This window comes from Christiangramia echinicola DSM 19838 (assembly GCF_000423065.1).
Taxonomy (GTDB): domain Bacteria; phylum Bacteroidota; class Bacteroidia; order Flavobacteriales; family Flavobacteriaceae; genus Christiangramia; species Christiangramia echinicola.
The window spans coordinates 310,420-332,635 of the sequence record NZ_AUHG01000010.1; the positions used below are offsets into that span (position 1 = coordinate 310,420).

The 22,216-nt window shown below is 36.5% G+C and carries 18 protein-coding genes; 9 read left to right on the top strand and 9 right to left on the bottom strand.

Annotation, left to right across the window (positions count from 1 at the left end; translation table 11 throughout):
• Positions 1-57: 57 nt before the first annotated feature.
• A complete protein-coding gene (gene rnr / locus G530_RS0101860; protein ID WP_026932911.1) occupies positions 58-2,256 on the bottom strand; it encodes a ribonuclease R in 2,199 nt (732 codons plus the stop codon).
• A gap of 503 nt (positions 2,257-2,759) precedes the next feature.
• Between rnr and G530_RS0101870 the strand changes: the two genes are divergently transcribed.
• From G530_RS0101870 to G530_RS0101880, 3 genes are all read left to right on the top strand, one after another.
• On the top strand, positions 2,760-3,002 hold the full coding sequence (locus G530_RS0101870; protein WP_026932912.1) for a hypothetical protein: 243 nt from the start codon (positions 2,760-2,762) through the stop codon (positions 3,000-3,002).
• A gap of 514 nt (positions 3,003-3,516) precedes the next feature.
• Positions 3,517-3,960, top strand: a complete 444-nt coding sequence (gene rpiB / locus G530_RS0101875; protein ID WP_026932913.1) for a ribose 5-phosphate isomerase B — start codon at positions 3,517-3,519, stop codon at positions 3,958-3,960.
• Between the two features lie 3 nt (positions 3,961-3,963).
• On the top strand, positions 3,964-4,410 hold the full coding sequence (locus G530_RS0101880; protein ID WP_026932914.1) for a GNAT family N-acetyltransferase: 447 nt from the start codon (positions 3,964-3,966) through the stop codon (positions 4,408-4,410).
• Here G530_RS0101880 and G530_RS0101885 read toward each other — a convergent pair.
• From G530_RS0101885 to G530_RS0101910, 6 genes are all read right to left on the bottom strand, one after another.
• Entirely contained in the window at positions 4,407-5,225 is an 819-nt protein-coding gene (locus G530_RS0101885) for a sterol desaturase family protein (RefSeq protein ID WP_026932915.1), read from the bottom strand. The genes G530_RS0101880 and G530_RS0101885 overlap by 4 nt on opposite strands.
• A 10-nt stretch (positions 5,226-5,235) precedes the next feature.
• Entirely contained in the window at positions 5,236-6,870 is a 1,635-nt protein-coding gene (locus tag G530_RS0101890; protein WP_026932916.1) for a S41 family peptidase, read from the bottom strand.
• Positions 6,871-6,874: 4 nt separating this feature from the next.
• Positions 6,875-7,243 (bottom strand): ribonuclease P protein component, encoded by a 369-nt coding sequence (gene rnpA / locus G530_RS0101895; protein WP_026932917.1) that lies wholly within the window; start codon positions 7,241-7,243, stop codon positions 6,875-6,877.
• Positions 7,244-7,323: 80 nt separating this feature from the next.
• Positions 7,324-9,213 (bottom strand): M1 family metallopeptidase, encoded by a 1,890-nt coding sequence (locus G530_RS0101900; RefSeq protein WP_026932918.1) that lies wholly within the window; start codon positions 9,211-9,213, stop codon positions 7,324-7,326.
• Between the two features lies 1 nt (position 9,214).
• Positions 9,215-10,900, bottom strand: coding sequence for a S8 family peptidase (locus G530_RS0101905; protein ID WP_026932919.1), 1,686 nt, complete (start codon positions 10,898-10,900; stop codon positions 9,215-9,217).
• An 8-nt stretch (positions 10,901-10,908) separates the two neighbouring features.
• Positions 10,909-11,772, bottom strand: a complete 864-nt coding sequence (locus G530_RS0101910) for an MBL fold metallo-hydrolase (protein ID WP_026932920.1) — start codon at positions 11,770-11,772, stop codon at positions 10,909-10,911.
• Positions 11,773-11,936: 164 nt separating this feature from the next.
• Between G530_RS0101910 and G530_RS0101915 the strand changes: the two genes are divergently transcribed.
• Complete coding sequence (locus G530_RS0101915) at positions 11,937-13,805, top strand: cation:proton antiporter (protein ID WP_026932921.1); 1,869 nt, start codon at positions 11,937-11,939, stop codon at positions 13,803-13,805.
• Here the strand turns inward: G530_RS0101915 and G530_RS0101920 are convergent.
• Together G530_RS0101920 and lepA are read right to left on the bottom strand one after the other, a co-directional pair.
• Positions 13,802-14,566: a YebC/PmpR family DNA-binding transcriptional regulator gene (locus tag G530_RS0101920; RefSeq protein WP_026932922.1), complete on the bottom strand. Its 765-nt coding sequence runs from the start codon at positions 14,564-14,566 to the stop codon at positions 13,802-13,804. The genes G530_RS0101915 and G530_RS0101920 overlap by 4 nt on opposite strands.
• Positions 14,567-14,675: 109 nt before the next feature.
• Positions 14,676-16,472: a translation elongation factor 4 gene (lepA, locus tag G530_RS0101925; RefSeq protein WP_026932923.1), complete on the bottom strand. Its 1,797-nt coding sequence runs from the start codon at positions 16,470-16,472 to the stop codon at positions 14,676-14,678.
• A 259-nt stretch (positions 16,473-16,731) separates the two neighbouring features.
• Between lepA and G530_RS16450 the strand changes: the two genes are divergently transcribed.
• From G530_RS16450 to murQ, 5 genes are read left to right on the top strand one after another with little or no spacing between them, the layout of a single operon-like run.
• Complete coding sequence (locus tag G530_RS16450) at positions 16,732-17,622, top strand: ROK family protein (RefSeq protein ID WP_169514027.1); 891 nt, start codon at positions 16,732-16,734, stop codon at positions 17,620-17,622.
• Between the two features lie 19 nt (positions 17,623-17,641).
• Positions 17,642-18,931: a sugar MFS transporter gene (locus G530_RS0101935; protein ID WP_026932924.1), complete on the top strand. Its 1,290-nt coding sequence runs from the start codon at positions 17,642-17,644 to the stop codon at positions 18,929-18,931.
• Positions 18,928-19,689: a creatininase family protein gene (locus G530_RS0101940; RefSeq protein ID WP_026932925.1), complete on the top strand. Its 762-nt coding sequence runs from the start codon at positions 18,928-18,930 to the stop codon at positions 19,687-19,689. Before G530_RS0101935 ends, G530_RS0101940 begins: the two co-directional genes overlap by 4 nt.
• A gap of 24 nt (positions 19,690-19,713) precedes the next feature.
• Entirely contained in the window at positions 19,714-21,315 is a 1,602-nt protein-coding gene (locus tag G530_RS16455) for a beta-N-acetylhexosaminidase (RefSeq protein WP_051199650.1), read from the top strand.
• On the top strand, positions 21,308-22,114 hold the full coding sequence (gene murQ / locus G530_RS0101950) for an N-acetylmuramic acid 6-phosphate etherase (RefSeq protein ID WP_026932926.1): 807 nt from the start codon (positions 21,308-21,310) through the stop codon (positions 22,112-22,114). The genes G530_RS16455 and murQ overlap by 8 nt, the downstream gene beginning before the upstream one ends.
• Positions 22,115-22,216: the final 102 nt, after the last annotated feature.

The following is a 22,216-nucleotide window of genomic DNA, read 5'->3' on the forward strand; positions in this document are numbered from 1 at the left end:
GAAGAATTTACTCCTGTTAAAGACTGATTTACATAGATTAAGTAGTAATAACTATCATTAATTGGCTTCAACCTCTGCCCTGTTTCCTAATAAAGTGAAATCAAGATGCCTCTTAACCAGATCGGCATTCTTCACTTTCACATATACTTCGTCTCCAAGAGTATAACTCTGTCCTGTACGCTTTCCAACTACAGAAAATTCATCGGGATTAAATTCATAATGATCATCATTCATGTCTCTTAATCGAATCATTCCCTCACATTTATTCTCAACGATCTCGACGAAGATACCCCATTCAGTTACCCCTGAAATAACTCCAAGGAATTCCTCATTCTCATGGTCCTGCATGAATTTAACCTGCATGTATTTTATAGAATCCCTTTCGGCATTGGTAGCCAGGTTTTCCATTTCACTACTGTGATGGCATTTTGCTTCGTACTCTTCTTCACTGGCAGATTTTGCTCCATCTAAATAATGCTGAAGAAGCCTGTGCACCATAACATCTGGATATCTCCTTATGGGCGATGTAAAATGAGTATAATGATCAAATGCCAGCCCGTAATGTCCAATATTTTCAGTTCCGTAGTAGGCTTTACTCATGGTCCTTATTGCCAGGGTATCAACCATATTCTGCTCTTTTCTACCCTGCACATCTTCTAGTAATTTATTAAGTGAAGAAGTTGTTGTACTACGATCCTTAAGGTTCAATTTATGTCCAAACCTACCTACAATTGTTTGAAGGGAAGCAAGTTTTTGATCATCCGGTTCATCATGACATCTGTAAACAAAGGTCTTTTTCGGGCTTTGTTTCCCAATATATTCAGCAACTTTTCTATTGGCCAGAAGCATGAATTCTTCAATAAGTTTATTGGCGTCTTTGGCAGTTTTAAAGAAAACTCCTACCGGTTCATTTTCTTCATTCAAATTGAATTTCACCTCTACTTTATCAAAAGATATCGCACCATCACGCATTCTTCTAGAACGCATTTTTTTTGCAAGCCTGTTAAGAGTAACAACCGCTTCAACTAATGCGCCTCTTACAGAATAGGAATGATTTCTAATTGAAACATCCTCAGGAATAGTTCCAGTACCGGTTTCAATGATATGTTGCGCTTCTTCATAAGCAAAACGTTCATCTGAATAAGTAACTGTTCTACCAAACCATTGATCCTTAACGTTGGCATTATCATCTATTTCAAATACTGCTGAAAAGGTGAATTTTTCTTCTTTCGGCCTTAATGAACAGGCATTATTAGAAAGAATTTCTGGAAGCATAGGCACTACTCTATCTACAAGATAAACTGAGGTGGCCCGGTCATAAGCTTCTTCATCTAAAAGAGTTCCCGGTTGCAGGTAATGAGAAACATCTGCAATATGAATACCTATTTCAAAATTCCCATTTTCTAATTTCTGGAAACTCAAAGCATCATCAAAGTCCTTTGCATCCTTGGGATCTATAGTAAAAGTAAGCACATCTCTCATGTCCCTTCTTTTACCTATCTCTTCTTCATTAATTGAAGTATCTATCTGATTGGCAAATTCTTCAACTTCTTCAGGAAAATCATGCGGTAAACCATATTGGGCTAGAATCGAATGAATTTCGGTATGATGTTCACCCGGAGTTCCTAATACCCTGGTGATCTTACCATAAGGTGAATCGGCTTTATCTGGCCATTCTTCAAATTCTACAACTACTTTATCGCCATTTTCTGCTCCATTCAACTTATTTCCTGAAACAAAGAAATCGGTATACATAGATTTATCATCTATCACTACGAAACCAAAATCCTTCTTTTGCTGCAGAGTTCCAACAAATTCAGTACGTTTTCGCTTAAGGATCTTTGTTATTTCACCTTCAGACCGTTTTCTTCTTCGACGGTTATACACATAGATCTCTACTGTATCACCATCAAAAGCGGCGTTTAGATCTTTTTGTGCAATAAATATATCATCTGCAAACTCCTCAACCATTACATAACCATAACCTTTGGTCGTAAGATCCAGGACTCCGGTGTAATAATTCTTACTTCCTTCTATCATGAATTTTCCACGTTCTGTTTCCTGAATTTCTTTTTTTGCAGCTAACTGGGCAAGTTTTTTAATTATCTGGTTCCTGCTACTGGCATCATTTACCCCAAGAATTGAGGCTATTTGTTTATAGTTATAAGTTTTTCCGGAATTGTTACGAAGTATATCGATGATACTTCTGGAAAGATTGCCTTGTATTTTGGGTTTATTCTTGTTCTTTTTCTTCATTATCACTTAGTATACGATAAAATTACGCCATTATAACAACACAATGACATTTTCACTTTAAAGTTTTGTTAAGTCGTTGAACTATAAATATCTAATCTGTTTTAACGGAAAAAATAAAACTTTTGATGTTTTTAATAATTTTAAGATTTTTTCTTAATTTTTTCTTAATTTTACTTTAACACTGCTCCCGACTACTAGCCTTATATTTATTCAATATTATGAAAGTCAGCAAGTCAGTCAAATTCTCAGCACTCTTTTTTCTGATATTTATTTTCGGAATAATCTTTTTTGTGGCTACCATCAATAGATCTCTGGAAAAAAAGACTGAATTCTTCAAAATCGAAAAGAAAGCTGATACTTCTATCATCGTTTCTACAATTCGCTAATTAAGTCTATCTTTAAGATAGTTTCCTCTTTACTTTTTTGAAATAAAAATCTACTTGTTTAAACGATAATTATTAGAATATTCATTTAAAGATCTACAGTCATTTAATCATAGACAGATGAAAGATTATATATGCCTGGCTACATTTACCTATCCTCACGAATATTTTGTTCTAAAGCTTAAATTCGATGAGGCTGGCATACGCTATTACTTCCAGAACGAAACTCTAGTAGGCCTTTTACCCCTTTCTTCGTTTGCCTTCGGCGGAATAAGACTCATGGTACATCCATTAAATATTTCTAAAGCAAAGCAAATAATAGATTCTTTAAATGACAAATCTTCCCATCTAAGGATCGTTTAGTTATAAACATTATATATAATATTCATCTTTTCTTCTTTTATAAAAAATTAAAATGATGTTATATGATGGTGTGTTAATTTGTAGCACAATTAAATTGAACTTTGTTTGGTATTTCACTTGTAAGCATTTGATAACAGTTTATCAACATAGGTGTTAATTCTTAAGTAATTGATTTTCTAAGTGTTTTAAGATTTACTTAACAAAAGTTCATAAAATTGTACTAACAGATTTTATTGAAAAGTTAGAAGTTAACAATTGTCAATAACCTGTTTTTATATGCTCATAACTATCTAAAAAAATCTATAGTTATAATTTGATTTATTCAAACCTATTCTGGTATTGTTATTATTTTCTTAAAAACCAAATTAGTTTATAAGAAATTCATCCTATGTTTTTAACAATTGGGTGTCAATTTTAAAGTGCTGAAAAATAGCATATTCATTAAAGTAATTAACAATCAAAAATAAGCCGGTTAACAGGCTGTTTTTTTAACTTTGCTTCAAACAACACAAGTATGAAAATATCGATTGGAAATGACCATGCCGGTACCGGTTACAAAGAGATGATCAAAGATAAACTCGAAGGTATGGGACACGAAGTAACTAATTACGGAACAAATTCCGATGACAGCGTAGACTATCCAGATTTTGTACATCCAGTTGCTGAGGATGTGGAAAACAAAAAAGCAGATCTAGGTATCATTATATGTGGTAGCGGTAATGGTGCAAATATGACGGCAAATAAACATCAGGGAGTAAGATCTGCCTTATGCTGGAATGTGGAAGTTGCTAAACTTGCCAGGGAGCACAATGATGCTAACGTATTAAGTATTCCGGCAAGATTCGTGGCTGAAGAATTAGCTAAAGATATGGTCGAAACTTTTGTAAATACAGATTTTGAAGGTGGTCGTCATCAAAGGAGAGTAGATAAGATCCCTGCAAAAAAGTACTGTTCATAACCTATGAATCTAAACATAGAAGTAAAAAAGTTCAGTGAATTAACACTCACTGAACTTTACGATATTTTACAATTAAGATCTGAAGTTTTTGTAGTTGAGCAGGATTGTGTCTACCAGGATATTGATGGTAAAGATGCTGAAGCTTTGCATATTATAGGTTTTAAAAATGATAATGTAATTGCCTATACCCGATGTTTTAAACCCGGTTATTATTTTGAAGAAGCTGCAATTGGTCGTGTGGTAGTAAAAGATTCTGAAAGAAAATATGGCTATGGCCATGAAATTATGAATGCTTCAGATAAAGCTATTAAGGATCACTTTAATACTTCTAATATTAAGTTATCGGCTCAGCAATATCTCATTAAATTTTACGAATCACACGGTTATAGAACAGCAGGGGAAGGTTACCTGGAAGACGGCATTCCTCATATTGCGATGATCAAGGCTTAATTCTTTGTTTTTATAGATCTATTAAAAGGAATTCCCAGCTGATATCCAATGTTATCTGAGGTTTCATCCTCAACAATGTCGATTCCGTAGCGGATATTTTCAGTCTTATCATAAGTGAATGTCCCGAAAATCCTATCCCAGATACTTAGAATGTTGCCATAATTACTATCTGTCCATGGCAATTGGTAATGATGGTGAAATTTGTGCATGTTAGGAGTTACAATTAAATAACTTAAGGTCTTATCAAAAAACCTGGGCAGGCAAATATTTGCATGAGTGAAATAGGTAAAAAAAACACTCAGGATCCGGTAGAAAAAATAAAAGGCCACAGGCATACCCATTATTACAACTGCGATCAATGCAAATGATTCTCTAATCATGAAATCAAAAGGATGATGCCTGGTTCCGGTCGTGGCATCTACATGAGTATCTGTATGATGAATAAGGTGTAATCTCCACATCCATTTCACTTTATGTAGTAAATAATGAACGAAATATTGTGCTATAAGGTCCAGCACCATTATAGCCATAATAAGTTCTGCCCAAACTGGTAGATCTATAATTTGAAGTAGACCAAATTGAGAATCATCCAGCCATAGAAAAACCCCGGCCGTGGCCAGTCCGAAAACCGTGTTTATCAACATTACAAAGCCTAGAAGAAGAAAATTGGTCTTCGCATGTTTCCATTTATTATATCTGAACTTTACCAGGGCATAATACCCTTCCAGGATCCAGAATGCGCCAAGAACGGCGATGATCCAAACTAACTTTTGCCAGACAGGCATTTCTTCAAAAAAGAATAGAAAATTATCCAAATCCTGGAATTTATTTTAAGATTTTAGAATATTCTGCTGGACTGTTTAGAATGTCTTTGGCTTTGCTAATCTCAGGATTATTATCTGTATAATATTCGTACAAGCCCTCTTTATAGAAATATCTTTTAATGATCTCATCGGTTAATAAACTAACGATCTCCGGTCTCTTATCATCTAATTCCTGTTTTTTGAAATCAGAGATCTGAGATTTAATTTTATTGACTTCAGCAGATATTTTAGATCTTAATTCTTCATCTTCAGCCTTGTCCATCATCTCGTTCAATTCCCTTTCTGTAGCTGTTTGATATTTAAAATTTGAATCTTCCAGGAAGTTTTTGAATTCACTGAAATCTGCATCTGTAAAACTGAAGTTTTCGGTATTCTCTAGCGTATGGGTATAGTAATAGTTTGTTGCAAAGTCGAAGATCGCATCCTGATATAATAAAGATTGGGTGATATCACTAAATTCTGAAGTTTCCAGTTTTACATCTGGCAGTACTCCTCCTCCATCATATACAGTTCTACCATTTTTGGTTTTAAACTCATTATAATCTTCAACTTTGGTTCTTAAGGCTTTCCCGTCTTTACTTCTTCGTCTATAATCCAATGCCTGGATACACCTGCCACTAGGAGTATAATAACGTGAAATGGTAATTTTTAACTGAGTACCATAAGCCAGTTCTCTAGGTCTTTGTACTAAACCTTTTCCAAAGCTTCTTGCTCCAACGATCACACCACGGTCAAGATCCTGAACTGCCCCGGCAACTATCTCACTTGCAGAAGCACTTCTTCCGTCAACCAGGACAACCAAAGGTATTTTAGTATCTATTGGTTCTTTCTTAGTAAAATATTCTCTGTTGTACTTTTCAATGACCGACTTTGTAGTCACAATTAGTTCGCCCTGATCTATAAAAATATTACTAACATTTATAGCTTCATTAAGTAAACCTCCGGGATTCCCTCTTAGATCAAGGATAATTTTATTTGCTCCCTGATTCTTTAGGTCTTTTAAAGCTCTACTAACCTCAGAGGAAGCCTTTGCATTAAATCTTGAAAGAACTATATATCCGGAATTATCATCTAATAATTTATAAAAAGGAACAGCATTAAGATCTACTGAGCTTCTTTTTAATGAAGTAGTTTTAATTTCTCCCTGACGCCTATAAGTGATATTTATATTACTATCTGGAGCGCCATTAAGGAGTTCTCCGGCATCTTCTTTAAAATCGGCTACATTGATATTCCCAATCTTAATAATCTCATCTCCAGCTTTAAGACCGGCTTTATCTGCAGGATAATCCTTATAAGCTTCAACGACGGTAATTGCTTCAGGTCCTGTTTTTACTAGAGCACCTATACCGGTGTATTCTCCAGCACTATTTATCCTGGCTGCCTCAACATCCTGTTCGTTCCAGTAGTTTGTATATGGATCCAGATCTGTAAGCATGGATTTGATCGCTGTATCCATCAATGCAGCGGGATTAGTCTCGTCCACATAATTCATATTGATCTCCTTGAATAATGTGGTGAAGATCTCTATCTGCTTGGCGATCTCGAAGAAGTCTGATTTAAAACTTACGGTACCTATAAAAATTCCGATTAATACAAGTGGTAGAAGAAGTATTTTGCTGAAGCGTTTTTTCATAACCTTAATTTTTTTCACTGAATTTCTCCAGGATATTAATCATACAGGCTTCCAATTTTTCATAAGTTATTTCATCTCGAGAAATGTATATGAACATGAAGGCATGTGAAGAAGATAAATGCTTGCTAACAAGGTACTTATTTTTTCTGAAAACCTCTCGCATCATGCGTTTAATTCTATTACGCTTAACCGCTGTCTTTACTAGTTTTTTTGGTACCGAAACCCCTGTTTTAAGTGCTGCATCTTCTGTATTTTCAAACGGAACATATACTAATTTAAGCGGATAAGCTTTGATGCTTTTCCCTTCTACAAATAACTGATCTATCAGTTTTTTGCTTTTAAGTTTTTCTGATTTTCCGAAACTCTCGTTCATGCTTCAAAAGTAATAATCATAATAAATAAAAAACCCTTTCTGCGAAGAAAGGGTTTTTAAATAATTTGTGTGTTTCAAAACTAATTGCTAGAATCAACATTTTCCTTATTTCCATTCCACGTATTATTGGAACGGTCTATATCTGCCATTAATTGTGAGTTATCAATTTCTATAGAAGAAATTTTATCTGAAGCTACCGGAATTTCCAGTTGGTAACCAGGGAATCCCCAGGCCCAGTCTTTCTTAACTGTTCTTTTTACCCCTTCATCTGCAGGTTTTTCCCATCTCATCATCTGTAACGGGATATAGAATTTTTCTTCTGAACCGTCTTTAAGAGTAACATCCACCTCTACAGGCATTGGCATTAAACCATTTCTCTGTAAAGCAACAGTAGTTTTTTCACCATTCCCTTCAACAGAATTGATTGCATAATCTATTGTATTGGTGGTTTTAGTCCAGTCTTGTAAATACCAGTCTAATTCTGCACCAGAAACTTTTTCAGCTACTCTAATAAAATCATTAGGAGTTGGATGTTTAAATTTCCACTCATCATAGTAACGATTAAGGGTTCTGGATAAATTCTCCTCTCCAATGATATATCCTAATTGTGCAAGAAATACTGCACCTTTAGAATATGCAGCTGCACCATAAAGGCCATTCATAGCATAACGATCTGCATGAGTCGTTTGTGGTTGTTCCTTTCCAGATTTAGCAAGATATCCATAACCACGGTAAGAACCTGTATGTGGATTTTCAGCATTTTTACCTAAAACAACATTTTCAGCTTCAGAAGAGATATAAGAAGTGAAACCTTCGTCCATCCATTCATGAATGCTCTCATTTGTCGCTAAAAGATGCTGAAACCATGCATGTGCCATTTCATGAGCAGTTACTCCCACCAGGCTACCAAAAGAACGTTCACCGGTAATTAGAGTTAACATGGCATATTCCATACCTCCGTCACCACCTTGAACAACTGAATACTGGTCCCATGGATAAGGGCCGATATGCTCATTAAAATAAGCTAATAATTCAGCAGTTTTTGGCTGTAAATTTTTCCAGTTTTCTTTTATTTCATCGTTGTCTTTGTAGAAGAAATGTAGAACAGTACCATCTTCAGCAGTTAATTTATCATGAATATATTCAGGATCTGCAGCCCAGGTAAAATCATGCACCTGTGGTGCTACAAAATGCCAGGTTAACTTATCACCTTTGGTCTTTACTTTTGTTCCTTCTTCCTCATAACCATGACCTATTTCCTGAGGATTCTGAAGATATCCTGTACTACCTACAGTATAATCTTTATCGATGGTAAGCTTTACATCAAAATCTCCCCAAACGCCATGAAATTCACGGGCTATATAAGAATCTGCATGCCATCCCTGGAAGTCATATTCAGCCAATTTAGGATACCACTGGCTCATAGAAAGAGCAACACCTTCTGAGCTATTTCTTCCAGATCTTCTAATTTGTTCTGGTACCTGACCTTCAAAATTCATATTGAAAGTAGCTTTTTCACCAGGTAAAATTGGTTTTGCAAGCTCTACTTCAAGTACGGTTCCTACTTCTTCATAATTTAGATCTTCACCATTCTGAGTTAAAGAATTCACTCTTAAATAACCAATCTGATCTTCAGAAAGTCCCGTAATTCTACTAACGATCTCTGGATTCTCCTTGTTTCCTTTGTTCATGGTCATTCTCCCATCTGGATCTGGAACACTTTTTAACCTTGCATTCATCTCACTATCCGGCTGAAATGCATTAAAAAAAAGATGATAGAACACCCGGTTAAGAGTATCTGGAGAGTTATTGGTATAAACCAATTCCTGGGTCCCGGTATATTTAAAATTTTCAACATTCATGTCTACTTCCATAGTGTAGTCTACATGTTGCTGCCAGTAAGAAGTATTATTCTGAGCCTGGATAAGACCAGTTGAAATTAGTAATAAGCTAAATAGTATTTTCTTCATTTTAATTATTTTTTGAGATTTGGTCGGCTAAAATTAGTGCGTTATAAAGGTTGGCCATCTTCCCTGAGGTAGACAAACTTTCAAATTTTTTAGTGTTGCTTCTATCACCACCTACTATCACTGTAGCGTTGGTAGTTAGTCCGCTATCCATGATCACTTGTTTTACCTGGGATGCAGATAACTGAGGATAATATCCTCTAATTATTGCAGCGATTCCAGCTACAGCTGGTGAAGCCATAGAAGTTCCCTGTAGATATTCGTACTCGTTATTTGGAGTTGTAGACCAGATCTTAGTTCCCGGTGCAAAAACATCTACATTGGATTTTCCGTAGTTTGAAAATTCGGCAACAAGGCCAGATCCATACTCATAATTAAGAGCACCTACAGTAAGGAAATTATCTGCAATTTCACTTGTATTAGTTGGATCCTGGTCATTAGGATAAACTCGGTTAGTGTCAAGATCCAATCCTTCGTTACCGGCTGCATTTACGATTAGTACATCATTATCTGCAGCATATTTGATAGCATCTATAACCCATTCCGGGTTTGTAGAGAAATATTTTCCGAAGCTGGTATTAATCACTTTAGCCCCGTTATCCACGGCATATCTTATCCCGAGCGCAATATCCTTATCATATTCGTCACCATCTGGTACTGCTCTAACTACAAGAATACGTGCGTTATTAGCAACCCCTTTAAGACCAATTTCATTAGATCTGTCGGCAGCTATAATACCTGCAACATGAGTTCCGTGTTTTACATTTTCTTTATCTGCTTCTGGTCCTGAAACTTCGTTATTTCCATAATCTGTATCAGTAATATCATATGGGTCATCCCCTACTATTGCTCGACCATCTAATTCTAGATTAAAATGAGTAGAAAGTCTGCCTTTATAGTAATCTATAGCATCATCTAATTCTTCTAATGCTTCAGGAATATTCTCGTTTACATTATACTGAATTTGAGAAAGTATGGACTTATACTGGTTCATTTGCTCATTCCCGGGCTTAAAATCTGCCAGTTGTTCTTTTGTGTAATCTTCAGTACCTAATTCTTTTGAAACAGCGTTATGAGCGGTTACGATCTGTTCTTTGATTTGAAGATATTGGTCACGTGTTTGGACAGATTCATCATATTCCTTTTCATATTCTGCCTTTGCAGATTTATATAGGGCAAATTCCTCACGATCTGCAGTACTTATACTACTTTCAGATTTCCCTTCATATTTAGGCTTAAGATCCTTATAAATACGGACGTATTCCATATTCTCTGCAACTGCATCCCCAAGGAAATTCCATCCATGAATATCATCTATGTATCCATTACTATCATCATCTTTTCCATTGCCAGGAATTTCATCTGTATTTATCCACAGTACATTTTTAAGATCTTCATGTTCTACATCAACACCGCTATCCACAACTCCAACGATCACGGGAGAAGGGCGATTTTTTTTAATAATTTCAGCATATGCCCTGTCAACACTCATTCCAGGAATGGTATCCTGCGTAAGATCTTTATTGGTCCAATTCTTAAGTTCAGCATCGCTAAGATCTCTAACCTTTAAAGGAATTTCATCTATATTCTTAACTGGTGTTGAAACAACTTTTGGTGCGGTACTGCTACAACCGGTAATAATACCAGCAGCAAGTAGGCCTAGAAATGGTTTTAAAAAAGGTATTCTCATGTTTTATTTTAATTAAATATTTCGTTGAAAGTATGTGTCTTATCAAGTCTTACACCTTTCTCCGTGTGTTTTAAGGTTATTATTTCATTGTGGGCATCATGTTCCATGAACAGATAGTAATTTTCATCTGCTGCCGTTTCCAGAAATTTTTTCTTTTCAGGTAAGGTCAGCAATGGCCTTGTATCGTATCCCATAACAAATGGTAATGGAATATGTCCTGCAGTAGGCAGCAGATCTGCCATAAATACAAGTTTTTTCCCTTTATAATCTATATGCGGGATCATTTGTTTGTCTGTATGTCCATCTACAAATAATACGCCAAAGCCCAGATCTTTATAAGAAGAAAATTCTGTATCTCCTTCTCTTTTAATAAAGTGAAGTTTTCCACTTTGCTCCATCGGAATAATATTTTCTTTTAAAAATGAAGCTTTTTCACGATCATTTGGATTTGTAGCCCATTCCCAGTGCTCTTTATTACTCCAGAATCTGGCATTTTTAAAGGCAGGTTCATAGCCTGTTCTATCTTTATTCCACTGAATACTACCACCACAATGATCAAAATGAAGATGTGTCATAAAGACATCTGTAATATCATCTCTATGAAAACCATACTTCTTAAGGGAATTATCGATACTGTGATCACCCCATTGATAATAGTAACTAAAGAATTTCTCACTTTGCTTGTCCCCCATACCGGTATCTATCAACATAAGACGGTCACCTTCTTCTATTAACAAACATCTGGCGGCAATATCTATCATATTGTTAGCATCTGCAGGATTTGTCCTGTTCCACAGGCTTTTAGGTACAACTCCAAACATAGCTCCGCCATCAAGTTTGAAGTTTCCTGCCTCTATGGGATATAGTGTCATGGTTAAAGTTTTTACAAATTCTCCGCAAAATAGAAAAAGTTAAAGCCTTTTCGAATTATTTTCATTTCATTTAACAGGATAATATTATAGAAAGCCTTTATACATTAAGCTTTCATAGTAAAACATTTTTAATATTTTTAGCTTTTATAAGTAAACTAACTAGCATGATAGAATTAGCAGGAATAGTGATTTTGGGTATTATGGCTCAATGGCTGGCGTGGAGATTTAAAATTCCGGCAATTTTACCACTTATTCTTGTGGGATTGGCGGTTGGGCCTATATCCACATTCTTTACGGTTGATGGAACAAAACTGATAGAACCTATATGGAATGGAGAATCTGGTTTATTTCCCGGCGATAGTTTATTCTATTTCGTTTCCCTGGCCATAGGAATTATTCTTTTTGAAGGTGGTTTAACTCTGCGGAAAGGTGAAATATTAAATGTAGGTCCCGTAATATTGAAACTTATTACCATCGCGGTAATAGTTACCTTTTTTGGAGCAGGAATCGCAGCACACTTTATATTCGACCTTAGCTGGCAAATTAGTTTCCTTTTCGCGGCCTTGATCATTGTAACCGGACCAACGGTGATTACGCCCATTTTACGGAACATTCCATTAAAAAAGGATATTTCAGCAATCTTAAAATGGGAAGGTATTCTTATTGATCCTATTGGTGCACTGGTTGCGGTATTAATGTTCGAATTTATCAGCGCAGGAACTGGAACAGAATTTACTGAAACTGCCTTATTGGAATTTGGTAAGATCGTTCTTTTTGGTTTCACTTTCGGTTTCACTTTTGCTCATGCTCTGGCCTTTGCGATAAAGAAGAACGTAATTCCACATTATTTACTTAATGTGCTTACGCTGGCTACTGTATTAGGCGTATTTGTCTTAGCCGATCTATTTGCTCATGAAAGCGGACTTTTAGCCGTTGTGGTTATGGGAATGGTTATGGGTAATATAAACCTGCCAAATCTTAAAGAGCTTCTGTATTTTAAGGAATCCCTTAGTGTATTATTGATCTCGATACTTTTCATTCTTCTTGCGGCTAATATCAATGTGGAAGATCTAATGTTGGTTTATGATATTAAAGCACTAATCCTTTTTGGAACTGTTGTATTGGTGATAAGACCACTGGGAGTCTTTGTTAGTAGTATAGGATCTTCCTTGAAGGTCAACGAAAAATTATTTATTAGCTGGGTAGGACCCAGAGGTATTGTAGCTGCCGGTATCGCATCACTTTTTGGTCTGGAACTGGCAAATCAGGGTGTGGAAGGTGCAGAGTACATTACTCCACTAGTGTTTATGATCGTATTGGGTACGGTATTATTGAATGCCACTACGGCCAGGTTATTTGCTCAGCTGGTTGGTGTATTTCTTAAGAACTCTCAGGGCATTTTGATCATTGGTGCATCAACTATATCAAGATTAATAGCATCTTACTTAAAGAAAAATAAGAGACACGTTGTTCTGGTAGACAGTAACGGTTCTAATATTAAGAAAGCAAGAGAGCTTGGACTTGACGCGATCCAGGAGAATGTTTATTCAGACGATCTTATCAATAATATTGAATTAAGTGATGTTGGATATTTAATGGCTATGACCGGTAACACCGAAGTTAACCTAAATGCCATTGAAAAATTCAGAAAACATTTTGGTGAAAATGGATCTTTTAGAGTGGTGTCTTCAGATGAAATGTATGACCCTGAAAACAATCCAAAAGAAGGTTTGTTCTCCCAGACAGATGATTATATCAAATTAACCAATCTTGCCCGTAAATACCCTTCTATTCACGAAATAGACCTTAATTCTAAGGAACATTATGACGGTTTGATTGAAATAAGCAAGACAGATCCAGATATCATTCCATTATTCGTTAAAAATACTGAAGGAGAATTAAGTATCATACCTTCTAATAGTACCGATGTAGAGATAGAAGAAGGTTATATGATGGTCTATTTAGGTAAACAAATAGAACAGGGTGAAAGCGAAGAAAAGGAAAATATTGAGGAAAATATAAAACAGGACTAAGCCTGCTCTTTTTCCATTTCTTCAATTAACTCATCAGTGATTTCCAGATTGTGATAGACATTCTGTACATCATCGTCGTCTTCGAATTTTTCTACAAGATTCAGGATCTTAAGTGCATCTTCTACTGGTAATTCAACTGTATTCAAAGGTATGCGCTGAACTTCAGAATTCTTAGGCTCAATTTTAAGTTGCTCTAATTTTGACGACATGGTCCCAAAATCTGTAAAATCTGTAAATACGGTTAGGTAATCATCTTCCTTTTCGAATTTTGTAGCGCCTCCTTCAATAAGTTCCAGTTCAAACTCATCGATATCCATCTCTATTTTCTCTTTTTCAAGTATAAAAACACCTTTCTTATCAAAAAGGAATTCCAGTGAACCATTTGTTCCCAGGCTACCTCCATTTTTTGAGAAAATAGATCTAACAGAGGCTACAGTACGGTTTGTATTATCTGTGGTACATTCAACAAAAATAGCTATACCATTAGGCCCATAGCCTTCAAAAGTTACTGTTTCATAACTATCGGCATCTGCTCCACTAGCTTTCTTAATGGCACGTTCAATGGTATCCTTAGGCATATTTACACCTTTGGCATTTTGAATTGCATTTCTAAGTCCGGGATTGGCTTCAGGATCTGGACCTCCACCTTCTTTTACTGCAACCGTTATCTCTTTGATCGCCCTGGTGAATTGCTTAGCTCTTTTCTTATCCTGTGCTCCTTTTCTATGCTTTATATTCGCCCATTTACTATGTCCAGCCATAACCTTTTCTTCTAATTTTGAATATTCCACAAAATTAAAAAATTGCATAAAAAAAGAAAACCCTCTGAATTTGACTTCAGAGGGGTTGAATTTATATTATGAATTTACTTTAATCGTTCAATTTAAGTACTGCCATAAAAGCTTCCTGAGGAATTTCTACGTTACCAACCTGGCGCATACGTTTTTTACCTTTTTTCTGCTTTTCCAGAAGTTTTCTTTTACGGGAAATATCACCCCCATAACATTTTGCGGTTACATCTTTACGCAGCGCTTTTACAGTCTCTCTGGCAATGATCTTCGCACCAATTGCAGCCTGGATTGGAATATCGAACTGCTGTCTTGGGATCAATTCTTTTAGCTTTTCACACATCTTCTTACCAATGTCATATGCATTGTCTACGTGTAATAAAGCGGAAAGTGCATCAACGATATTTGCATTCAGAAGCATATCAACTTTTACAAGTTTAGATTGGCGCATTCCAATAGGAGAATAATCGAAGGAGGCATAACCTCTGGATACTGTTTTCAATCTATCATAAAAGTCGAAAACAATTTCAGCCAATGGCATATCAAAAGACAATTCTACCCTTTCGGTAGTAAGATATGTTTGGTTCGTGATCTCTCCTCTTTTCTCGATACAGAGCGACATCACATTCCCCACATAATCGGCCTTTGTAATGATGGTAGCCTTAATAAAAGGTTCTTCAACCCTGTTCAAGCTTGAAGGTTCCGGTAAATCTGACGGATTGTTAACCAGGATGATATCATCCGGATTCTTGTTAGTATATGCATGGTAAGATACATTAGGAACCGTGGTAATTACGGTCATATCAAACTCACGTTCCAGTCTTTCCTGGATAATTTCAAGGTGAAGCATTCCAAGGAAGCCACAACGGAAACCAAATCCAAGTGCAGCAGAACTTTCAGGAGTAAATACCAGGGAAGCATCATTTAACTGAAGTTTTTCCATCGAAGCTCTCAATTCTTCGTAATCCTCGGTATCTACAGGATAAATTCCGGCGAAAACCATTGGTTTTACATCCTCGAATCCTGCAACCGCTTCTGTAGTTGGATTTACAGCACTCGTAATAGTATCACCCACTTTTACTTCACGGGCATCCTTTATACCGGTGATAAGGTATCCTACATCTCCGGTTTTTATCTCTTTTCTTGGGAATTGTTTAAGTCTAAGCGTACCAACTTCGTCTGCATCATACGTCTTTTCTGTAGCGACAAACTTAATTTTCTCTCCTTTTTTAATAGAACCGTTGATCACTCTAAAATATGTTTCAACTCCTCTAAAAGGGTTATAAACCGAATCAAAGATCAAAGCTCTTAAAGGCGCATCAACTTTTCCGCTTGGAGCAGGTATACGATTGATTATCGCATCAAGAATTTCTTTAATTCCAAGACCGGTTTTAGCACTGGCCGGGATAACTTCGGAAGGGTCGCAGCCTAAAAGATCTACAATATCATCTGTAACCTCTTCAGGATTTGCACTTGGCAGATCCACTTTATTTAGAACCGGAATAATTTCCAGATCGTTCTCAAGAGCAAGGTAAAGATTCGAAATAGTCTGTGCCTGAATACTTTGTGCGGCATCTACAACAAGTAAAGCACCTTCACAGGCAGCGATAGAACGTGAAACTTCATAAGAAAAGTCAACGTGACCGGGAGTATCAATAAGATTTAGGACGTATTCCTCACCTTCATGTACATAATCCATTTGTATGGCGTGGGACTTAATAGTGATCCCACGTTCACGTTCAAGATCCATACTATCCAGAAGTTGTTCCTGCTTTTCTCTTTCTGTCACCGCACCGGTAAAATCCAGTAAACGATCTGCAAGTGTACTTTTCCCGTGATCAATATGTGCAATAATGCAAAAATTCCGAATATTCTTCATCTCCAAATGTTGAGTGCTTTTCCCTTTAAATCAGGTAAATTTAAGTGTACAAATATAGTTTATTTGTATGTCTTGAAAGAATAATTCTGTATTGACAATCTTTTCTGTTAACATTGTATAATAAAAGTCAAAAACAAATAACTTTTATAAAAATTTTATATAAGTACTTGTTTATTTTAAAAAATTACACATACTTTGTTGATGCTCATTTGTTATTTCGGTAATAGAAGCCTTGATGAATTTCTGTAAAAAGCTGCAAATGGATAAGAAAATTTTAGGTGTTGATATTGGTGGAACAAAAATTCAACTGGGAATCGTTGAGGATTCAAAAATCATAAAGGAAATTAAATTCCCCACCCTTTCCGGGGCTTCAAAAGAAGATATAATTCAAAATTTGATAAGGGGTATAGAATCCCTGGGAAATGAGAGTTTTCAAGGAATTGGAATTGGAGTTCCTGGTCTGGTTGATGAAAATAACGGGATAGTTTACGACCTTTTAAATATTTCGTCGTGGAAAGAAGTTCATTTAAAAAAACAACTCGAGGAGCATTTCCATATTCCGGTGAGGATCACCAATGATGCAAATGTCTTTGCGATTGGAGAGAAAATATTCGGAAAAGGTAGCAATTATAAGAATTTGATAGGAATTACAATGGGAACGGGTTTTGGTACCGGGATCATTGCTAATCATAGATTATATTCCGGAAGTTTTTCCAGTGCAGGAGAATTAGGAAGTATTCCTTATTTAGGAAAGACTATTGAAGATTATTGCAGCGGGAAATTCTTTAAAAATCAGTATGGTCTTAAAGGAGCGAATGTATTTAAAGATGCAGAAAAAGGCGAAAAATATGCTTTGAAGATCCTGGAAGAATTTGGAGAGCATTTGGGAAATGCGATTAATCATATTCTTTATATACTTTCACCCGAAGCAATCTTATTGGGAGGTTCTGTAAGTAAGTCTTTTAAATTTTTTGAAGCCGGGATGCTTCATGCCATTAAAGACTTTCCCTTTAAAAGAGTTACAGATCAATTGGTTATTGAGCCTTCAGACATGGAGAATATTTCAATTTTAGGAGCAGCTGCTTTGATTATTTCTGAATCTAAGGAATACAATACGAACAATTCTAATCAAAACACAATTTTACCATAAACCTCATTTCTAATACAGCATGACAAATTCAATAGCAAAAGATAATACTTCATCTAAAGCAAACGGAAATACTACCCGCTCCATCATTATCATAGGTGCGTTGTTTTTCATTTTCGGGTTTGTTACCTGGTTAAACTCCCTGTTGATTCCTTACCTGGAAATTGCCTGTGAGCTAACCAAGTTCCAGTCATTTTTCGTCACTTTCGCCTTTTATATAGCCTATGTCGTGATGGCTCCTTTGTCTACACGTACTCTTACAAAATTAGGTTTCAAAAAAGGAATGTCTGTAGCCCTGGTAATTATGGCTTTTGGTGCCTTACTCTTTATTCCGGCAGCAATTACAAGAACTTATCTCATATTCCTTACCGGGTTATTCATCATGGGAAGCGGACTGGCTATTCTACAAACGGCCTCCAATCCTTATGTGACCATTGTGGGTCCTGCGGAAAGTGCGGCAAAGCGTATTAGTATCATGGGGATCTGTAATAAACTTGCGGGTGCCATTGCTCCTATATTAATCGGATTCTTTTTGCAATTAGAAAAGGCTGATGCATTACAGGCTGAAATTTCCAGTTTAACTTCAGCAGAAAGAATAAATGAGCTAAATGAAATGGCTTTAAGGGTAATTCCACCGTATATAGGAATTATAGTGGTATTACTACTTTTAGCAATATGGGTTTATAAATCCAGCTTACCAGAAGTAGATACCGATGAAGAAGATGAGAGTCTTTCTTCTACCAACGCTACCAAGAAAAGTGTATTTGATTTTCCGCACGTAATATTGGGTGTAATTACCCTGTTTCTATATGTAGGAGTAGAAGTTATTGCTGCCGACAGTATTATAAGTTATGGAGCCTCACAGGGAATAGCGCTAACTACCGCTAAATATTTTGCTACCGGGACAATGGTGGCCATGGTAATAGGGTATATCATAGGGATTATCAGCATTCCAAAGCTAATTTCACAAGAGAATGCTTTAAGAGTTTCTGCGGTATTAGGGATTCTGTTTTCGATCCTGGCTATTTTCACCGATGGTTATATTTCCCTTGCTTTTATTGCCCTGCTGGGACTGGCGAATTCCTTGATGTGGCCGGCAATATGGCCTATGGCTCTTGCTGATGTGGGAAGATTCACTAAAGCCGCGTCTTCCTTACTAGTGATGGGAATTGCCGGGGGCGCGATAATTCCGCTTGCATATGGTGCTCTGGCTGAAGAGTGGAACCCGCAGCAAGCCTATTGGGTGATGATCCCTTGTTATTTATTCATACTGTACTTTGCAATTTCTGGATATAAAATTAGAAAATCATGAGACCTTATATATTATCGGAAAGTAATTGGAAATCGGTAAAGCAGGAAAAAACGGAAGTTGCCGTTTTAACCTGGGGTGCTACTGAAGCTCATAATTATCACTTGCCCTACGGGACCGATAATTATCAAATTGAAGCGATTGCTGCAGAAGCCGGTAAGATTGCTTCGAAAAAAGGTGCAAAGCTTAAGGTGCTACCAAATATTCCTTTTGGAGTGAATACCGGTCAGGCAGATATTGAACTGGATATGAATTTAAATCCAAGTACACAGTTTGCAATACTTTCCGATATTATTGAGGTGTTAAATCGTCAGGGAATTTATAAACTGATTTTATTGAACGGTCACGGCGGTAACAACTTCAAACCAATTCTAAGGGAATTAGGACTCAAATATCCAAAAATGCTACTGGTCACTTCTAATTTCTTCGACGTAGTGGATAAATCTCAATTTTTTGAGGAAGAAGGAGATCATGCAGATGAAATGGAAACCAGCCTTGTGATGTATTTGAAACCTGAATTGGTTTCAGATTTAAAGGAAGCGGGAAATGGGAAAGAAAATAAATCCAGAATCACAGGAATACGAGAAGGCTGGGCCTGGGCAGAAAGACAATGGTCTATGGTTACCGAAGATACCGGGATCGGGAATCCCAGAAAGGCCACAAAAGAAAAAGGAGAAGGCTTTTTTAAAGCCGTTACCGAAAAACTGGCAAATCTAATTCTGGAGATTTCTGAGGTAGATATAAAAAACAGGTACGAATAGTTTCAGGCTTTTTAAACAGTAGATATGAATTCAAAATTCAACAAATTTCAAGTTTTTTATTTATTGGTTATACTTCTTAATTTCTCATGTTATGCAACACAAGCATTGCCTGAAAAAGTGAAAAAAGAAGATATTCCTGCTATTATTCCGGCGCCACAAAATGTTGAATGGGGAACTGGATTTTATAATTTCCCTGAAAATTTGAAGGTTTGTTATAATACCGAGAGTAAGAATTCAATCCAATGGCTGGAGAAATTGTTGGCCGTTACAAATATTAAATCCGAATTTGACAATGGTGATGATTGCGGAAACTGGCAAATTTCGGTTGATCCAGAATTGAAAGAACAATTAGGAGAAGAGGGTTATCAATTAAAGATAAATACTTCCGGAATTAGCTTGAAAAGTGCGACAGATGCTGGAATGTTCTACGGAATTCAAACCCTAAGACAGATGTTCCCGGCTGCAATTGAAAACGGAAAAGTTTCTTCTGATTTCAAATTGAGAACGGTAGAGATAACCGATAAGCCATTATATTCGTGGAGAGGAAGTATGCTAGATATTGCCAGGAGTTTTCTTTCTAAAGAATATATAAAGAAACATATCGACAGGATGGCTCTTTATAAAATGAATAGATTACATCTTCATTTAAGTGATGATCAGGGCTGGCGAATCGAGATAAAAGAATATCCAAAATTAACCGAAATAGGAGGGAAGAGTACGGTTAAAAATGGGAGAGCCGGTTACTTAACTCAGAAAGAGTATATAGAATTACAGGAATATGCAGCTAAACGAAATGTCGTTATAGTTCCGGAAATAGATATGCCGGGTCATATTTATGCTGCATTGGTCTCTTACCCTGAACTAAATTGTGAGAATAATAAAAATATTGAGCCAAAAAGAGCTGAGCCGCCAAATCTTTATGAGGGTTATAAAGTGGGGTGGACAAAATTATGTCTGGAAGATCCCACAACTTATCAATTTGTAGATACTATTGTTAAGGAATTGGCTGAAATTACAGTCGGAGACTGGATACATATTGGCGGAGACGAAATAGAAGACCCCTTATACGAAGAATTTATTCAAAAGGCTGATTCCATAGTTCGTAAATTCGATAAAACAGCAATTGGTTGGGAAGAAAGCGCTAAGGCAGAATTGAGTGGTGATTTTGTGGTACAGCGGTGGAATGATCAGACGCCTATTGGAGAGAACCAGAAGATTATAGATTCTTTCTGTAAGTTTTTCTACCTGGATCACGGAAATGTCACTGACCAGGAAAACACTTATAAATGGTGCCGTAAAGAAGGCTTAAGTCTTGAAACTGTTTACAGTTATCAAACAGATGATAAACGAGTAATTGGCGTTGAGGCTCCCGTATGGAGCGAGTTGGTAATTAGTGACGACCGTGCCGATGATCGACTATGGCCAAGGAGTATAGCAGTCGCGGAAATTGGTTGGAGTAAAGCCGAAAATAGAAATTTCCAGGACTTTACTGGAAGGCTTGCGAGACATGCTTATAGATTAGAAAATCTCGGAATTAAATATTTTAAGAGTCCTGAAGTAAAATGGGAAACGACCAGAGAAAAAGGAATTTTCTCTGAAAAACTTTCAAAAGAAGAAGATGAGTAAACAAAATCCGGATACCGAAAAAGTTTCCAATTATAATCATCTGGAAAAGATGAATACCCTGGAATTACTTTCGAATATTAATAAGGAAGATCAAACGATCGCAGGAAATGTCAAAAAGCAGATCACTTATATTGAAAAACTTGTGGATATCATCGTGCCTAAAATCAGGGCCGGTGGAAGATTATTCTATATAGGAGCTGGAACCAGCGGAAGGCTGGGTGTCCTTGATGCTTCCGAATGTCCTCCTACTTTCGGGGTTAGCCCGGGGATCGTTATTGGGCTTATAGCAGGGGGAGATAAAGCCCTTAGGGATGCCGTGGAGAATGCTGAAGATGATACAGATCAGGCCTGGAAGGATCTCCAGGAATACAATATCTCTGAAAAGGATGTAGTGATTGGGATTGCAGCTTCAGGAACTACTCCTTATGTTATTGGGGGGATCAAGGATAGTCGTAAAAATGGAATTGCGACAGGTTGCATTACCTGTAGCTCAGGAAGTCCTCTTGCTAATGCTTCAGAATATCCCATTGAAGTAGTTACCGGTCCTGAATTCGTTACGGGAAGCACCAGGATGAAAGCAGGAACCGCTCAGAAACTTGTTTTAAATATGATCTCCACTGCGGTAATGATAAAGCTGGGAAGGGTGAAAGGAAATAAGATGGTAGATATGCAGCTTTCTAACGTTAAACTTGTTGGTCGTGGAATTAGAATGATTATGGAAGAACTGGGAGTCTCCGAAAAAGAAGCAGAAAAGCTTTTAAAAGAGCACGGTAGTGTACGAAAGGCTATTAATAAATAATAAAAATTTAAATAGTTAATTAAAAAATTTAATTAAGTATAATCTATTTAAAAAAAAACAACTAAATCTTTTTTAGTTTTCCATTAAATTATATATTTAACA

Bases quoted from the DNA above. Each gene is read 5' to 3' on its own strand.
- G530_RS0101920 (WP_026932922.1), bottom strand. From the start codon at position 14,566: ATGGCTGGACATAGTAAATGGGCGAATATAAAGCATAGAAAAGGAGCA.
- rpiB (WP_026932913.1), top strand. From the start codon at position 3,517: ATGAAAATATCGATTGGAAATGACCATGCCGGTACCGGTTACAAAGAG.
- G530_RS16455 (WP_051199650.1), top strand. From the start codon at position 19,714: ATGAATTCAAAATTCAACAAATTTCAAGTTTTTTATTTATTGGTTATA.
- lepA (WP_026932923.1), bottom strand. From the start codon at position 16,472: ATGAAGAATATTCGGAATTTTTGCATTATTGCACATATTGATCACGGG.
- G530_RS0101905 (WP_026932919.1), bottom strand. From the start codon at position 10,900: ATGAGAATACCTTTTTTAAAACCATTTCTAGGCCTACTTGCTGCTGGT.
- G530_RS0101900 (WP_026932918.1), bottom strand. From the start codon at position 9,213: ATGAAGAAAATACTATTTAGCTTATTACTAATTTCAACTGGTCTTATC.
- G530_RS16450 (WP_169514027.1), top strand. From the start codon at position 16,732: ATGGATAAGAAAATTTTAGGTGTTGATATTGGTGGAACAAAAATTCAA.
- G530_RS0101880 (WP_026932914.1), top strand. From the start codon at position 3,964: ATGAATCTAAACATAGAAGTAAAAAAGTTCAGTGAATTAACACTCACT.
- G530_RS0101940 (WP_026932925.1), top strand. From the start codon at position 18,928: ATGAGACCTTATATATTATCGGAAAGTAATTGGAAATCGGTAAAGCAG.
- G530_RS0101870 (WP_026932912.1), top strand. From the start codon at position 2,760: ATGAAAGATTATATATGCCTGGCTACATTTACCTATCCTCACGAATAT.
- G530_RS0101910 (WP_026932920.1), bottom strand. From the start codon at position 11,772: ATGACACTATATCCCATAGAGGCAGGAAACTTCAAACTTGATGGCGGA.
- G530_RS0101890 (WP_026932916.1), bottom strand. From the start codon at position 6,870: ATGAAAAAACGCTTCAGCAAAATACTTCTTCTACCACTTGTATTAATC.
- rnr (WP_026932911.1), bottom strand. From the start codon at position 2,256: ATGAAGAAAAAGAACAAGAATAAACCCAAAATACAAGGCAATCTTTCC.
- murQ (WP_026932926.1), top strand. From the start codon at position 21,308: ATGAGTAAACAAAATCCGGATACCGAAAAAGTTTCCAATTATAATCAT.
- rnpA (WP_026932917.1), bottom strand. From the start codon at position 7,243: ATGAACGAGAGTTTCGGAAAATCAGAAAAACTTAAAAGCAAAAAACTG.
- G530_RS0101915 (WP_026932921.1), top strand. From the start codon at position 11,937: ATGATAGAATTAGCAGGAATAGTGATTTTGGGTATTATGGCTCAATGG.
- G530_RS0101935 (WP_026932924.1), top strand. From the start codon at position 17,642: ATGACAAATTCAATAGCAAAAGATAATACTTCATCTAAAGCAAACGGA.